We start from the raw sequence: 14,545 nt of genomic DNA, 5'->3' as shown, positions 1-14,545 counted from the left end.
GAGCCACTAGAACTATTGTAGCCTACTAAACCACCAACACTATTAATGCCGCTATGCTCTCCAATATCTCCGAAAGCATAAGAATTGCTGATCAGACCAAAGTTCCCGCCAACCAACCCGCCTATTGCCCTCGCCATATTATTATCCAGTCTGTCGATATTCGTTCTTGAAAAAGAATTTTGAATAAAGCCGGAATTTTCCCCTGTTAACCCACCTCCTGCCCCCCACGTTGCTACTGCAGGAAGACCGATTATTGTAATATTGCCGCTTGAATACACGTTTTGAATAGAGCCAAAATTTCGGGCAACAACTCCGCCTATACGACTTCGCCCTATAATATTCACATAAACGCCAAGATTTCTAATTGCCCCGAAACTATTTCCAAACAATCCTTGTTGTTCTCCATCAGGCATATTTATAAAAACACCTCTAATAACATTGTTCCCACCATCAAATGTGCCTGAAAATTGGTTTGTAGAATTCCCAATCGGAATCCACTGATTTATATCACAGCCGTTAAGGTCAATGTCATTTGCGAGCGTAAATGTTACATTTTCAAAGCCGTTTCTTTCGCCAAGATTAGTTTTTCTCGCCAATTCTCGTAATTCGGCTTCGGTTGTTATTGTGATGTTGTTTGCATTTGACCAATCAATTTCCGCCAACGCTACACTCGCGGTAAACATCACCGCTAAAAACAAATTTCGTTTCATTTTGACCACCTTTTATTTATTAGTTTTTCGTTTTTCCAAAGACAATGCGACAAATAACGGCACAAAAAAATTGAGCCGTCTGAAAAATCTATTTATAGATACAATTACTTCAAGAAGAGAAGAGAAGAGAAGAGAAGAGAAGAGAAGAGAAGAGAAGAGAAGAGAAGAGAATTTTTTCCGTTTTCCGAGATTTCGCTTTTTCTCTTAAATATAGGTATAAAATACGTTTTGCGCAACGTATTTGTCAAGTGTTTAGAGGGGGTTTGCCCATTTTTCCGCATTTTTTTTGCCCATTCTTTTTTAGTTTTTTTACTAAATATTTTTTTACGCTTCCGCGCAGATTTTCCTACGCGAAAGCGAATTTCTTTTTGGCTTGTTTATATACCAAGACGTTTTTTTACGTCCGCCAAAGAAAGCCCCTCCTCTAACAGCGAAATCAACTCCGCTTGCCCTTCTGCTTGTCCTTCACGCCTCGCACGATTAAGCGCAGTTACTTCATTATACAACATATCTTGGCGCATACGTTCAAGCATTCGGAATTCTTCCGTTGCAGAAACGCTGCGATATGCTTCTACTGCTTGTGCCATAACTTCACCTCCTATTGATACTAATTTTTCTAACTCTTCTTCCGTGTTTGCCTTAAACAATGCAAGCCATACTGACAACTATTGTTTGTGGCAATTTGGAATAATCTTTCCCCTCGCCAAGTGCGGTCGAATATTCTCTTGCCCAATAGTTCTGCAACAAGCCGTTTTAGCAAATCGGGATACTTTACAAATATCATCTTAAATAGTGTATCAGTCTTAAATGTGTATTCAAGTTTTGCCATTTTTACTCCAAGTTATTTTGTTCTCTTAAGAAAATAATATTTGCCGAAAGAAATTGGAAGAAAATTCGTGATTTGTCGGTTTTTATGCGAACGTGTTCGCGGTTGCGGCGCGTGAAGAATGGCGTTGGGTTTGATTAATGCAATGTTGCGGGTGATGAGAGCGTTGTTTTTGCAGACATTAGGAAACGGGAAGAAATTTGAGAAATAGGGACATTTCGTTCTCAAAACCCTCTCGCGTGCGACTTTGAATTTTCAAAAACACTTTCAGCACACTGAGGACGACCGTTTGGACTCTCCACAACGACAGTGGTATTTACATTACCGCGCGGGAAAAAATCGCCGACAACCCTCAGCCATTTGGGTTCAAGTTGCTTGTTTAATTCGTCAAAGAGGAAATTTATTACTCTTTCGTGAAATGTCCCTAAGTTTCTGAATGAATTCAGGTATAGTTTCCACGATTTCAGCTCTACGCATTTTTGGTCGGGCAAATAATAAATTTCTATCGAAGCAAAATCTGGATAGCCTGTTTTAGGGCAAAGGCAGGTGAATTCGGGAAAAACTATCTTTACCACAGAATTTGAATTTTCTGCAGAAAACGGCGACGGAAAAAATTCCAATTCGGGTAATTCGCCGTTTTTTACCGCTTCTTCAAGCAAAATTGTCTCGTTTTTTGCCATAAAAAATTATCTTTCTTCCAACGGAATGTAATCCAAAGCGCCCGGTCCCATATAGATTTGGCGGGGACGGAAAATTTTAATTCCGTGTCCCATAAGTTCGCGCCACTGGGCTATCCAACCGGGCAAACGACCTAAAACAAACATAACCGTAAGCATATTTGTCGGAATTCCGATTGCTTTGTAGATAATTCCCGTGTAAAAATCGATGTTCGGGTAAAGTTTTCGCGAAATAAAATATTCGTCAGCCATAATTCGTCGCTCCAAATCTTGCGCAATGTCGAAAAGCGGGTCTTTTACGCCGCCTTTTTCGTAAAGCTCGTCGAGGAGTTTTTTGGCAAGCGCCGCGCGAGGGTCATAACTTTTGTAAAGCGCGTGCCCAAAGCCCATTAAGCGAAAATCTTTATTTGTTTTTGCTTTTTCTATGTATTTTTCAACGTTTGCGCCGTCTCTTTCAATGTTTTCGAGCATTTCTACAACCGCTTGATTTGCCCCGCCGTGAAGCGGTCCCCAAAGCGCGCAGATGCCAGCCGAAACGGAAGCATACAAACTCGCGCGGGTCGAGCCGACCAATTTTACCGCCGTTGTAGAGCAGTTTTGCCCGTGGTCTGCGTGTAAAACAAGAGTTTTATCCAAAATTTTCGCGTGAAGTTGATGCTCCGCGCTTTTTATATCGTAAGGAGAGTTCGGCGTGTCAAACATCATATTCAGGAAATTTTCTACGTACGAGAGGTTTGCCATAGGGTAAACCACAGGATAACCCATAGATTTTTTATACGAAAATGCCGCAATCGTGCGTACCTTAGAAATAAGACGCGCCGCCGTTTCGTCGAAGTTGGTGTCGTCGTGATTAATTTGCGGATAAAACGACGATAGTGAAGTTACCATCGCCGCCAAAATCGCCATTGGGTGCGCGCTCCTTGGAAATCCCGCAAAAAAGTGGTGCATATCCTCGTCTATCATAGAATGTTTTGTAAGAAATGCGCTGAATTGTGTTACTTCCTGCTCGTTGGGAAGTTTGCCGTTTACCATTAAATATGCGACTTCTCTGAAAGAAGCGCGGTTAAACAAATCCTCTATCGAATAGCCCCGATAACGCAAAATTCCTTTATCTCCGTCGATAAACGAAATCGAACTTACCGCCGAAGTCGTGTTATTAAATCCGTTATCATAAGCGATTGCGCCCGTTTGTGAACGAAGCGTTGCAATATCAATACCCAAATTTCCGTCTGTTCCCGAAATTATCGGAAGTTCGACAACCTTGTCCCCTATTTGCAGACGCGCGCTGCTCGTAGATGTATTAGGTGTACCGTCCATTTATCTTGCCCTTTTTATTATATTTTGCTTTCTTTTTCAAACGAAAATACAATTTTCCCACACGCAATAATGTATTTTTCGGTTAATTTATTAAAATAATTCAAAAAATTTACAAAAAGAGGGAAAAATGATTAGCAAAGAAGAGGCGCTGTTATATCATAAAAACGGACGACACGGCAAAATTGAGGTAATCTCAAGCAAACCGTGCAAAACACAAAAGGACTTATCGCTTGCCTACACACCCGGAGTTGCTGAGCCCTGCCGCGAAATTTACAGAGACCCGAAACTTGCAAATATCTACACAGCGCGCCAAAACTTGGTAGCGGTTATAACCAACGGAACTGCCGTTTTAGGACTTGGCGACATTGGTGCGCTTGCAGGAAAACCCGTTATGGAAGGCAAGGGAATTCTGTTCAAACGCTTTGCCGACATCGACGTTTTCGACATAGAACTGGACACTCGCGACAAAGATAAATTTATTGACGCGGTTGCTCTAATGGAGCCAACTTTCGGCGGCATAAACTTGGAAGATATAAGCGCTCCCGATTGCTTTTACATAGAGACCGAACTTAAAAAACGTATGAAAATCCCCGTTTTCCACGACGACCAGCACGGAACGGCGATAATTTCGGGGGCGGCTCTTCTTAACGCGGCAGAAATTTTGGGGAAAGATATTTCCAAAATGAAAGTTGTTTTCAGCGGTACAGGCGCGGCGGGAGTTAGTTGCGCAAAGCATTATATTGCGCTTGGCGTAAAAAAGGAAAATCTTTTTATGTGCGATAGAAAAGGCGTGATTTATGACGGTCGCGAAGACATTCTCGGCACTCCAAAAGAAGAATTTGCCGTCAAAACCAACGCGCGCACTCTCGCCGAGGCATTAGTCGGCGCGGACTGTTTTGCGGGACTGTCATCAGGCGGAATTGTAAGCAAAGAAATGTTATCAAAAATGAACACCAACCCTATTATTTTCGCAATGGCAAACCCCGACCCCGAAATAACTTACGAAGACGCAAAATCGGTTTTCCCCGATTGCATTATGGCAACCGGAAGAAGCGATTATCCAAATCAGGTAAACAACGTTTTGGGCTTCCCCTTTATTTTCCGCGGCGCGTTAGACGTCTGCGCAAAAGACATAAACGAAGAGATGAAACTCGCCGCAACTCTCGCATTGGCAAAACTAACCAAAAAAGGCGATATCCCACAGTCGGTTTTGGAAGCATACAACGTAGAAAAACTGGAGTTCGGCAAAGATTACATAATCCCCAAGCCACTCGACCCGCGCGTTTTGGTCGATGTAAGTTTGGCGGTGGCAAAAGCAGCAGTAAAAAGCGGTGTGGCAGAAGAACCGAAAGCCGATTGGGCGAAATACGAGGCGGAATTGGTTGAGTTGGCGGAGAGGATAAACAATTAAAAAAAGCACAGTCGATTTTCGAGGTAAAACCTACTAAGCGACTGCGCTATTGGCAAAAACTTGCCTTTCTGTTTAACCGATTGCTCGGTGCGGCATGTTTTTCCGCTTTGTTTTTACTTATTCGTAATGTCCCTTTGCTGAAATAATTTCAACGGTTATAATTTCGTCCATTATCGAATATACAAGGCGATGTTCGTGATTTATTCTGCGCGACCAAACCTCACCTTTTTTATACTTTAAGCGTTCAGGTTTTCCTGTCCCGCTTCTTGGGTGTCTTTCCAGTTCCAAAAGAAAACCGGCAATTTTTTTGTAAGCAGAGAGGTTTCCTGCTTTTTTGTATTCGCGAATTTGTTGTTTTATGTCGTCAGGAATAAACAGGTCGTAAATCATAAACTATCAAGAAATCTTTCTAAGGCATGTTCGCCTTTTATTAAAGTTCCTTGCTTTTTTCCAAGGTTTTTGATACCTTCTTCAACTATCGCCAAATTTCGCGGGTTGTCGAACCAAGGGTCTCCGCTCGGACTTGGATTATTTGGTTTATTTGGCTTTCTGGGTAGGCGTTTCACCAAAGTTAATTTAATATAACTATCTGCGTATTGCACAAATACGTTGTCATTAGTCGCCATTTCACAGTATTTCACCGGCGTTTTTTTGAATTCGGTCGGACTGATTACAAGCATATACTTCTCCTTTTTTACAATAATATACTATTTGCGCCGAACAATAGGGGCGAATTTTCATTCGCCCGAAAAAAACAACTAGAAGAAAAAAAGAAAACACCACGAAAATTCAAGCGAGGTGCATTTTTTTCAAAGCAAAATGAAACTTCTCCGCAACAGAATTTTCGTTTTACAACCTTGTTTACTGATGTAAAATAATATTTGGCATTGAACAAACTCAGAAATTTGATAGATTATTCTATTTTTTGTTTAGTTTTTTGAAAAATACATAACAAAGCGCTTTTTTCGGTTTTCATTTCTTGCAATAACGTATTTTTCAGATAACAGAAACGAGGTAGGTAAATTTATGAAACCGCATATCGACAAAATAAAAAACGAGTTAGAGATATTAAAGGACATAATTATTAAAAATGTCCCAACCGAACAGATTTATCTTTACGGCTCGTATGCCTACGGAACTCCGCATAAAAATTCGGATATTGACATTTATATTGTTATGAAAGACGATGCAAATATGCGGGAATTAGACGCTATGACCGCAGTAAATCTTGGAAGAATAAGACGTAGATTAGGAAAACCCGTTGATGTATTAGCGTTAAAGAAAAATCGTTTTTGGGACAGGGCAAGCGATACCACAATGGAAAGAAAAATTACAAGAGACGGAATAAAAATTTATGGATAGAAACGAAGAATTAAGGCAGTGGTTTGCCCTTGCCGAGCAAAATTTGCAAGTTGCAATTCATTAGAAAATTTCGCTCTATACATTTTTTCGCTTATTTTTCTACGAATACCGTACAAGTCCGCTCAGCAAAATATCGCTTCCGAGGGTTTGCGTTTCGGTTTTTTCTAAAGTTATCGGCGCTGAAAGTTGCAGGGGACTGTTTAATTGAAGCCCGTGCGCATTTCCGCCGAGAATTTTTGTGGCGTAAAATAAAAAAAGACGATTTATTGCGCGTGCTTCTAATGCGTTTGCGATTAGTTTTGAGCCGCCCTCTAATAAAACACTGTCGATTTCCTCGCTCCCGGCAATCTCCAAAAAAGACAAAAATACGTCTTTGTAATCGCTCTCCCCCGTCGCCCAGATTTCTACGCCGTCCTTGTCTATTTCACGATATTTATCGATGCCGCGCAAAACTAAAATCGAGCGGTGATTTTTGGCGTTTTGGCGAAAGAAACTGCCTTGTCCTGCGTTTTTGTCGGAGGCAAACACTATACGGACAGGGTCTTTTGCACCCTCTATTCCCCGCACGGTAAGTTGCGGATTGTCTGCCGAAAGCGTGCCGTTTCCGACTGCTATCGACGAATAAATCGAGCGCAGAAAATGCGTGTGTTGGCGTGATTTTTCGCAGGTTATCCATTGCGAGTTGCCGAAATCATCTGCGATTTTGTTATCTAATGTAAGCGCAAGTTTTGCCGCTACAAACGGTTTTTTGCGCGTTATATACCAAAAAAAATCTTCGTTTAAGCGGGTTGCTTCATCTGCCAAAATTCCTGTTTCAACTTCTATTCCTGCGGCGCGTAATTTTTCTGTTCCTCTGCCTGCGACTTGCGGATTGGGGTCAAGGCAGGCGATAAAAACGCGCTTTATTCCTGCTTTTATTATGGCGTCGGTGCAAGGCGGAGTTTTGCCGTAATGACTGCACGGTTCAAGAGAGACGTATAAATCTGCGCCATCGCTCAGTTCGCCCGCGCCAAGAAGCGCGTTTATTTCGGCGTGGTTTTCGCCGACCGCTCCCGTCGCACCTTTGCCGATGATTTGCTCGTCTTTCACGATAATTGCTCCGACTGCGGGGTTGGGCGCGGTCTTTCCTTTGACTTTTTTAGCGCATTCAAGCGCAATTTCCATAAATTTTGCTTCCATAATGAGTGAAAATACTATTTCCCACAAAAAATTCTGCAACTAAGAGCAAAAAAAACGTATTTTATCCGCAAATTCTTGGAGGTAATAGAACAGTGAGAATAAAATTGTGCTTAATTTCATTATTATTTATGTTTTCGGCAATGACTTTTGCCGACGAACTTCGCACGCTCACAAACAGAGGAACTTCGGCGCTCAGGCGCGGCAACGTCGAGCGGGCGCTTGAGCATTTCAGCGCGGCGGTCGAAAGAAATCCCGAAAGCAATGAGGCAAAATTCAATAAAGCCCTTGCGCTTTCGTATATGGGAAAAATAGAGGAAACCGAGGCGATTTTATCCGAATTAAATTTTGAAAACAGCGAGCAAAATATCCAAGTTCTTAATTTGAGAGCAAAGATTTCGGAAGCAATAGGCGACCTTTTCGCACAAAACGAAGCACAACCCGATTTTAACAAAGCGCGGACTGCCTACCAAAACGCGCGCGCATTTTATTCACAAGCGCTTGATTTAGAGCCGAGAAGGCAAAATCACAGAAATTACATAAAGGCGCGAATTGAGAATTTATCGAACAAAATAAGAGAATTGCCCGAAAACGAGCAAGACGAAAATCAAGACGGAGACGGCGACGATAATCAAGACCAAAACGACGAAAATGAAAACCAAGACGGCGACAACCAAAACGAGCAAAATAATGATGAAAACGAGCAGAACAACGACGAGCAAAATCGTCAGAACGAAGAAGAACGCGAGCGCGAACGAGAGCAACAACAGCGCGAAATGGAAGAAAGAATAGAGGACGCTAACCGTCTTATTGAACTTTTTGCCGACGACGCAAGCGAACTGAAAAGACCGCCTCAACAAATTGCGCAACCTGCGGCAGGCGGAAAAGAGTGGTAAAATGAGAATGGCGAAAATAATTTTTGCAGTAATTTTGTTTGTCGGACTTGTGTTTTCCCAAGATGTAAGACGCTTTGCTATGACAACAAACAACACAAATGCGTCTGTCGGCGATGTCGCTTCGGTTATGCTTGAACTTCAAACAAACGGAGCGGTTTCCGTAAATATTCCGCAGTTTGCCGAAAACGAGAATTTTTCGGTATTGAGTGCAAACAGAACACAATCAACTTCGACCAACATTTCAATTGTAAACGGAAGAAGGACTACCGAAAACACCACAACCACTCGCTTTATGTATCAAATTCGCTTTAATTCGCAAGGGCAAATTACCTTGCCGCCGCTTTCTCTTAACATCGGCGGAAATCAAATGACGAGCAATTCAATAACGTTTAACGTAAGCACGGGCGAACGTCCTGCGGCACAGCTTGGTCCCGTTAGCGTTAGATTTATCCGTGAAAGAAGCACACTTTTTAAGGGCGAACAAGCAAGAATGACCGTGCGCATTCAAGTTCGCGCAGGCTCGGGCGCTCAACTTACAAACGATGGATATGTCCGATTTTTGAACTCCATACAAGAAGCGCTTTCGGGAAATTTTACCATATCCGCGCTTGTCAACTCGCCTGCAACAAGGCAGGAAGTCATAAACGGAGTGCCGCACGTTGTCTATGATTTACCGTTCAATCTTGTGCCGCTTGATACGGGCAGATTTACTGTTCCGCCGCTACAACTTTCGTATATCACAGAAGAAAGAAGCGGTGGGCGCGACCCGTTCGACGGCTTTTTCGGCGGGATGTTTAACGTTCGTCAAAGGCAGACAAGTACAAATTCGCCATCGCTTTCGTTTACTGTAAACGATGTTCCGCGCCCGCGCCCCGCAAATTTCAGCGGAATAGTCGGCGAAGTGCGGCTTACTGCAAGCGTAAACACCGACTCGGTTGCCGTCGGAGAAGCAATAACATTGAGAGCGACATTAAGCGGAAGAATGCCGAGCGCAATGTTGGGCGACATAGAATTGGAGAGAATTCCCAACCTGAATATTTTTGCTCCCGAACGAAGAATTACACGCGACACAACCGAAAACGGAATTATGACTACAAAAAATTTTTCGTGGATAATAATTCCTCAAAGAGAGGGAACTTTTAATATTCCTATACGCGATATTGTGTGGTTTGACCCAAACAGCGCAACATTCAGAACAACCTCCGCAGGTAGTTTCACAGTTAAGGCTGTAGGCAACAACGAAGAAAGGGTCGTGGCAAGAAGACACCTAACACAGACCGAAATAGCAACACTGGGCGACGATATTCGCTACATAAAAACGCAATTTTCCACAAACGATATTCGGCAAAAATTTGAGTTGCGCACGCTTTTTTACGTATTTTTGTCAATTTGGGCGGTTGCTTTAATTCTGATTTCAGCAAAACTTAAAACGATATTTTTCGTGAAAGACGCAAGCGAACAAAAGCGCAGTAAAGCATATTCGGCGGCAATTCGCGACATAAACAAAGGAAAAATCTCGGAAATTTCGGCAATTCTAAAATATTTAAGCGCCAAAACAGGCGTTGAGTGCGGCTCAATGAAATACGACGAAATAGAAAAGTTGCTCGAAAGCCGAAACGTAAGCAAATCCGTCTGTCAAAAATTAACCGCATTTTTCAGAAACGTAGAAATGGCACGATACGCGTCATCCGACTTACAGAAAAACCACTCAAAAGAAAGTATCGAAATTTTGAAAAACATCGACAAGGAGATAAAATGAGAAAGAAAACACTGCTTCTTTTAACGATGTTTTTAGCGTTGATTAACGTCTCAGCGCAAGACTTATCCGAAGCATTGCCAATACAAGAAAATCACGAAATACAGGAATTGCAGATACAAACGCTACAACAACAAATCCCGGACAAACGCGAACTGTTTGAAAAAGCAAATCGCCTTTATTCCGAAAGAGACTTCGACGCCGCGCTTGTTTTATACAAGCAAATTTTACAGCATCACGGCGAAAATTCGGCGGTTATGTACAATATTTCTAACAGCGCGTTCAGAAACGGCGACATCGGTACGGCGATTTTATTTTTGGAGCGAGCAAAAATCCTTGCGCCCCGAGACCCCGATATTTTGGCAAATCTGAACTTCTTGCGGCGGCAAACAGTCGATAAATTTGTCGAAGAGGAAGCAGGCTTTTTTAAGAAAATTTTCATTGATTTTCAAAGTTTGCTAACGCTTGAAACGCAGATAATAATTATTTTATCACTTTCGGCTCTTATGGTTTTGCTTTTAGCTTTTGTACTTTTTTCACCCAAACGGCGCAACTTAAAAATTTATGTTATTATGATTTTGTTTGTCATAACGTTTATTTTGGGAATTTCGGCAAAAATCAAATACGAAATACAAAAAAACAATATTCGCGCTGTTATTATGGTTGAAGTAATCAGTGCTGTAAATGAGCCGAGAGGCAATACACCGATTTTCACTGCGCACGAAGGCACGGTTCTGAGAATTGTAAATACATCTGGCGATTGGTATTTTGTCTCGCTTCCAAATGGCTTAAGCGGATGGGTACAATCAAAATTTGTGGAAAGAATTTGAGAAAAACACAATATCTATAATAAGGAGAATATTATGGCAGTTATCGGAATTATCGGCGGGAGCGGACTTGACAATCCCGACATCTTAAAAGACGCTAAAGACGAAATTATTACAACACCATACGGAGCGCCGTCGTCGCCCCTTAAACACGGAACAATTAACGGAGTTAAGGTAGTTATGATTGCTCGACACGGGCGCGAACATACTATTACACCGTCAACCGTAAATTATCGTGCAAACATAAACGCACTGAAACGCGCAGGTTGCACTCACATTTTGGCGACAACTGCCGTCGGCTCGCTCAAAGAAGAGATAGGACGCGGCGACTTGGTGATTATTGACCAATTTATTGATTTCACTAAGCAACGGAAAATGTCTTTCTACGAAAAATTTGAAGTAGGCAGCCCCAAACACTGTCCGATGGCAACGCCTTTTGACGAAAACCTGCGAAACATTTTAATTGCAGAAGTATCAAAATTAGGCTATAAACACCATAAAACAGGCACGCTTATAACCATAGAAGGACCTCGTTTTTCAACTCGCGCGGAATCAAATATGTTTCGCTCTTGGGGCGCGGAAATAATAAATATGTCTGTCGCAACCGAAGCGGCTCTCGCCAACGAAGCCGAAGTTCCGTACGCGGCGGTTGCAATGAGTACGGACTACGACTGCTGGAAAACCGACGAAGAGCCGGTTTCGTGGGATGCGATAGTGGAAATTTTCACTGAAAATGTAGGTAAAGTGACCACTCTTTTAGAAGCGACGATTACAAAAATCGGAAATCAATAATTATTTACGATAATTGCTGTGGGCGGCGTATGCCTTTGCCGCCTGCATTGATTTTTGCGCGCCCGAAATCTCTTTTTTAAGGGAGTCGTGCAATTCTTTCGCTTTTTCTATAAGTACCTCAGAATCAGACAAAGCCGCCAAAATAAGCGCTTGAATTTTTTGCTCAACTTCGCTTATTTGCGCTTGGCTTGCTCCGAGTTCAAGCCCCGTTCTTTGCTTTTGAAGTTGTGCCACTTCATTAAGAAGCTCTTCTCTTTGCCTGAGAATTTGCTCGTACCCTTCGTTGTCAAGGTCGATTTGCGCTGTAATTCGGACTATGTCCGAATACAATTTTTCTATTTTCTGCAATATTTCAAACTGAGTTTTATACACTTTTATTCCTTCTTAAATTCAGATTTAGCCTGCCGCGTATCCAACATCACCGTTTGCCGACATTCTTACTGTCTGTGCGGCTTCTTTCCACGCTTCGCGAAGTTCCGTCAAATATCCCAATATTTCTACTATGTGGGTGTTTTCGGGGTGAGCTATCGACTGATTTATTCTATACTGCATATATTCGTAAAGCCGAAAAAGATTATTGGCGATTTCACCGCCGCCAACTTCAAAATTTAATGATGAAATAAGTTCGGTAATAGCGTCGTTCATTTTGTAAAGATGCTTATTGCGTTGCTCTATATGTTTAAAGTCCGTCGGAAGTTCTGAAACTGCCGTACCGTGCTTTATAGCAACGTCATAGCACATAACAAGCAGTTTGCCTCTGTCGGCGGTCTCCACATTAGCTGACTTGTAAGCGTTGTAGCCTTGGTTCATATTTTTATCTCCTTTAACAAAGAATTTACTGAGAAAATACATTATTGCAACATATTTATGCGATTTTTTCGATTAAAACCGACTTTTCCCAAAAATTCGGCGATGTTGCATAGGTACATCGCCGAATTTATATCAAATCATACGTCTGATTACACTATTGTTGTTGCCGTTGCGGCAACTGTGCAAACATTGCTGACTGTTGACTGTTAAGCAACAGCATCGTTTGCTCCATTCTGGCAAATTGCATAACCAAACGAGCATTGTAAGCGTCCACTCTTCGTTGTGCCATATCGACTTGATTGTCAATATTTCTTATTCTTGAGTTGAGAGACTCTCTTTTTCTTACAATAACGCCGTCAACGGAATCGGTCAACTGTCTGACGCGGGTTTCAACAGCACCTGCAAGACCTCTTGAAAAAGTAAGCGTAGAAATTTCACCGTCAACACCGCCGCTACTACCGATAGGTGCCGTAATAGACATACCTGCCGCAGGACCTGCGCTAAAAGTGACAACCTCACCGTTTCTTGTTCCTGTTACCCAATCTCCGCCGCCGTTCAACAATCTTATTTGGAAAGTTTGTACAGGCTCTTCGTCCCAAAGCAGGTCATCTCCGTCTTTAGCTTGAACCATAACGCGCTCACCGTCTTTGTAAAGAGGAGTAATGCCGTCATCTTCATACGCACCCGTCATTCTCGGAACTTGTCTTGTTCCCATAAACTCTCTGAGTTCGTAAGTGCCTTCTTGTGTGCTACCTGTATTTCTACCAAGACTTATACGGTCATTACTACTTACTCCGCTTGTTGCAAAAACGCTAACAACACCATCAAAATCCTTCCTCAGCATTTCTCCGAATTTGCCTTTGTCAAATTGCAAATCGCCTGTTTGAGGGTTAGTTGTTATACCGAAATGCGCAAGCGATACTTGCTGTCCGTTAAAGTTAACGGTTTGTTGGAAAATCGCCCTCAAACTTTGGTTAACGTTTCTGACGGTAGAATCCCCGAAAAGCGCGCCTCTTGTGGGGTCTGCACCATTTACACCCGGAGTAAAGCCCGTATTGTCTCTTTCAAAACGAAGCATTGCATTAAAGGTTTGTATAAGCTGTTCAACATTATTTGTTATTGCCTGATCGTCTCTGGAAACGTTGATATTAACCGGAGCGGTAGTAATTTCTTTTAGTTCAAAAGTCATTCCGTTAATTCTGTCGCTTACGGTATTGGAATTTGATGTCATATTAATACCGTTAATACTGAATATTGCGTCCTGCCCCGCTACAAGAGGTGTAGCTTTGTCGCCGTTTGCATCTAAAAATCCAAGATTTTGCAAAACATTTCCGCTGACATCATCAATGTCAATACCTGCCGCTCCCCCATCATTGTTGGTCAAAACCAAACGAAAATCACCATCACCCGCACGGATAACCGAAGCCATTACATTAGTTCTTGTAATATTACCGTCTGCGTCCGTTGAAGTAGCGTTATTTATTCTTGTGCGCAAATCGTTGAGAGTGTCGGTTTCGCGAACTTCTATTTCAACGCCGTTAATACTAAATGTTCCCGACATATTAAGCGCGGCATTCGTATCTTCTACCTTGCCGGTTCCTTCTCCGCTGCTCCCCAACTTTTCTCTCTGAGCAAGTTGCGTTACCTGAACCGAGAAAAATCCCGCACTTACACTGCTACCTGATGTTGTTATACCGACAGCAGAATCATTTGAAGAAGTAGCTCTAAATTGATTAAAACTATTTACATTACTGAGCGCCGCGGCTCTGGTTTGAAGTTCATTCAACTGCGAACCCATTCTCGAGAACGCGTCCAACTGTCTGTTAACAGTAGTTCTTCTGTCGGTAATTCGAGTTACTTCCTGTTGCCTTATGGCAGTAAGTTGCGAAATAATTGTTGATACATCTATCCCCGAAGTACCTGTCATAGTAATAGCCATAATAGCCTCCTTTTCTTTTTTTCCGCAAACTATCCCTTTTTTGTAG

Annotated in this window: 15 protein-coding genes and 1 pseudogene; 6 read left to right on the top strand and 10 right to left on the bottom strand. The window is 42.3% G+C overall.

Going from position 1 to position 14,545, the window contains the following annotated elements:
- From FWE23_06695 to FWE23_06680, 4 genes are all read right to left on the bottom strand, one after another.
- Positions 1-710 (bottom strand): hypothetical protein (locus tag FWE23_06695; GenBank protein MCL2845122.1); only part of this gene is annotated, 710 nt, incomplete at its 3' end.
- A 377-nt stretch (positions 711-1,087) separates the two neighbouring features.
- A complete protein-coding gene (locus FWE23_06690; protein MCL2845121.1) occupies positions 1,088-1,297 on the bottom strand; it encodes a hypothetical protein in 210 nt (69 codons plus the stop codon).
- Positions 1,298-1,760: 463 nt separating this feature from the next.
- Positions 1,761-2,216: a preQ(1) synthase gene (gene queF, locus FWE23_06685; protein MCL2845120.1), complete on the bottom strand. Its 456-nt coding sequence runs from the start codon at positions 2,214-2,216 to the stop codon at positions 1,761-1,763.
- 6 nt (positions 2,217-2,222) lie between these two features.
- Positions 2,223-3,530, bottom strand: a complete 1,308-nt coding sequence (locus FWE23_06680; protein MCL2845119.1) for a citrate synthase — start codon at positions 3,528-3,530, stop codon at positions 2,223-2,225.
- Positions 3,531-3,657: 127 nt separating this feature from the next.
- Here FWE23_06680 and FWE23_06675 point away from each other — a divergent pair.
- A pseudogene (locus FWE23_06675) lies at positions 3,658-4,890 on the top strand (NADP-dependent malic enzyme).
- 168 nt (positions 4,891-5,058) lie between these two features.
- Here the strand turns inward: FWE23_06675 and FWE23_06670 are convergent.
- Entirely contained in the window at positions 5,059-5,331 is a 273-nt protein-coding gene (locus tag FWE23_06670) for a Txe/YoeB family addiction module toxin (GenBank protein ID MCL2845118.1), read from the bottom strand.
- The gene (locus FWE23_06665) at positions 5,328-5,621 is read right to left on the bottom strand and encodes a hypothetical protein (protein MCL2845117.1); all 294 of its coding nucleotides are present in this window, start codon (positions 5,619-5,621) and stop codon (positions 5,328-5,330) included. Before FWE23_06665 ends, FWE23_06670 begins: the two co-directional genes overlap by 4 nt.
- A gap of 346 nt (positions 5,622-5,967) precedes the next feature.
- On the opposite strand from FWE23_06665, the gene FWE23_06660 reads away from it, so the two are divergent.
- Positions 5,968-6,303, top strand: a complete 336-nt coding sequence (locus tag FWE23_06660; protein ID MCL2845116.1) for a nucleotidyltransferase domain-containing protein — start codon at positions 5,968-5,970, stop codon at positions 6,301-6,303.
- A 99-nt stretch (positions 6,304-6,402) separates the two neighbouring features.
- Here FWE23_06660 and ribD read toward each other — a convergent pair whose 3' ends face one another.
- Positions 6,403-7,509, bottom strand: a complete 1,107-nt coding sequence (ribD, locus tag FWE23_06655; GenBank protein MCL2845115.1) for a bifunctional diaminohydroxyphosphoribosylaminopyrimidine deaminase/5-amino-6-(5-phosphoribosylamino)uracil reductase RibD — start codon at positions 7,507-7,509, stop codon at positions 6,403-6,405.
- A gap of 65 nt (positions 7,510-7,574) precedes the next feature.
- Here ribD and FWE23_06650 point away from each other — a divergent pair, with 65 nt between their 5' ends.
- Genes FWE23_06650 through mtnP form a run of 4 tightly spaced genes read left to right on the top strand, consistent with a single transcriptional unit; the run spans position 7,575 to position 11,750 of the window.
- Positions 7,575-8,375, top strand: a complete 801-nt coding sequence (locus FWE23_06650) for a hypothetical protein (protein MCL2845114.1) — start codon at positions 7,575-7,577, stop codon at positions 8,373-8,375.
- Position 8,376: 1 nt separating this feature from the next.
- The gene (locus FWE23_06645; protein ID MCL2845113.1) at positions 8,377-10,134 is read left to right on the top strand and encodes a BatD family protein; all 1,758 of its coding nucleotides are present in this window, start codon (positions 8,377-8,379) and stop codon (positions 10,132-10,134) included.
- On the top strand, positions 10,131-10,961 hold the full coding sequence (locus FWE23_06640) for a hypothetical protein (GenBank protein ID MCL2845112.1): 831 nt from the start codon (positions 10,131-10,133) through the stop codon (positions 10,959-10,961). The genes FWE23_06645 and FWE23_06640 overlap by 4 nt, the downstream gene beginning before the upstream one ends.
- A gap of 33 nt (positions 10,962-10,994) precedes the next feature.
- Complete coding sequence (gene mtnP / locus FWE23_06635) at positions 10,995-11,750, top strand: S-methyl-5'-thioadenosine phosphorylase (protein ID MCL2845111.1); 756 nt, start codon at positions 10,995-10,997, stop codon at positions 11,748-11,750.
- Here the strand turns inward: mtnP and FWE23_06630 are convergent, their stop codons facing one another.
- From FWE23_06630 to fliD, 3 genes are all read right to left on the bottom strand, one after another.
- Entirely contained in the window at positions 11,751-12,122 is a 372-nt protein-coding gene (locus FWE23_06630) for a hypothetical protein (GenBank protein MCL2845110.1), read from the bottom strand.
- A 24-nt stretch (positions 12,123-12,146) separates the two neighbouring features.
- Positions 12,147-12,560, bottom strand: coding sequence for a flagellar export chaperone FliS (gene fliS / locus FWE23_06625; protein ID MCL2845109.1), 414 nt, complete (start codon positions 12,558-12,560; stop codon positions 12,147-12,149).
- 154 nt (positions 12,561-12,714) lie between these two features.
- Entirely contained in the window at positions 12,715-14,499 is a 1,785-nt protein-coding gene (fliD, locus tag FWE23_06620) for a flagellar filament capping protein FliD (protein ID MCL2845108.1), read from the bottom strand.
- Positions 14,500-14,545: the final 46 nt, after the last annotated feature.

Source organism: Chitinivibrionia bacterium (genome assembly GCA_009779925.1).
In the GTDB taxonomy this organism is placed as follows: Bacteria; Fibrobacterota; Chitinivibrionia; order Chitinivibrionales; family Chitinivibrionaceae; genus WRFX01.
This window is presented reverse-complemented; position numbering and strand designations above follow the sequence as displayed.

Bases quoted from the DNA above. Each gene is read 5' to 3' on its own strand.
- FWE23_06690 (MCL2845121.1), bottom strand. From the start codon at position 1,297: ATGGCACAAGCAGTAGAAGCATATCGCAGCGTTTCTGCAACGGAAGAA.
- queF (MCL2845120.1), bottom strand. From the start codon at position 2,216: ATGGCAAAAAACGAGACAATTTTGCTTGAAGAAGCGGTAAAAAACGGC.
- mtnP (MCL2845111.1), top strand. From the start codon at position 10,995: ATGGCAGTTATCGGAATTATCGGCGGGAGCGGACTTGACAATCCCGAC.
- fliS (MCL2845109.1), bottom strand. From the start codon at position 12,560: ATGAACCAAGGCTACAACGCTTACAAGTCAGCTAATGTGGAGACCGCC.
- fliD (MCL2845108.1), bottom strand. From the start codon at position 14,499: ATGGCTATTACTATGACAGGTACTTCGGGGATAGATGTATCAACAATT.
- FWE23_06670 (MCL2845118.1), bottom strand. From the start codon at position 5,331: ATGATTTACGACCTGTTTATTCCTGACGACATAAAACAACAAATTCGC.
- FWE23_06665 (MCL2845117.1), bottom strand. From the start codon at position 5,621: ATGCTTGTAATCAGTCCGACCGAATTCAAAAAAACGCCGGTGAAATAC.
- FWE23_06640 (MCL2845112.1), top strand. From the start codon at position 10,131: ATGAGAAAGAAAACACTGCTTCTTTTAACGATGTTTTTAGCGTTGATT.
- FWE23_06680 (MCL2845119.1), bottom strand. From the start codon at position 3,530: ATGGACGGTACACCTAATACATCTACGAGCAGCGCGCGTCTGCAAATA.
- FWE23_06660 (MCL2845116.1), top strand. From the start codon at position 5,968: ATGAAACCGCATATCGACAAAATAAAAAACGAGTTAGAGATATTAAAG.
- FWE23_06645 (MCL2845113.1), top strand. From the start codon at position 8,377: ATGAGAATGGCGAAAATAATTTTTGCAGTAATTTTGTTTGTCGGACTT.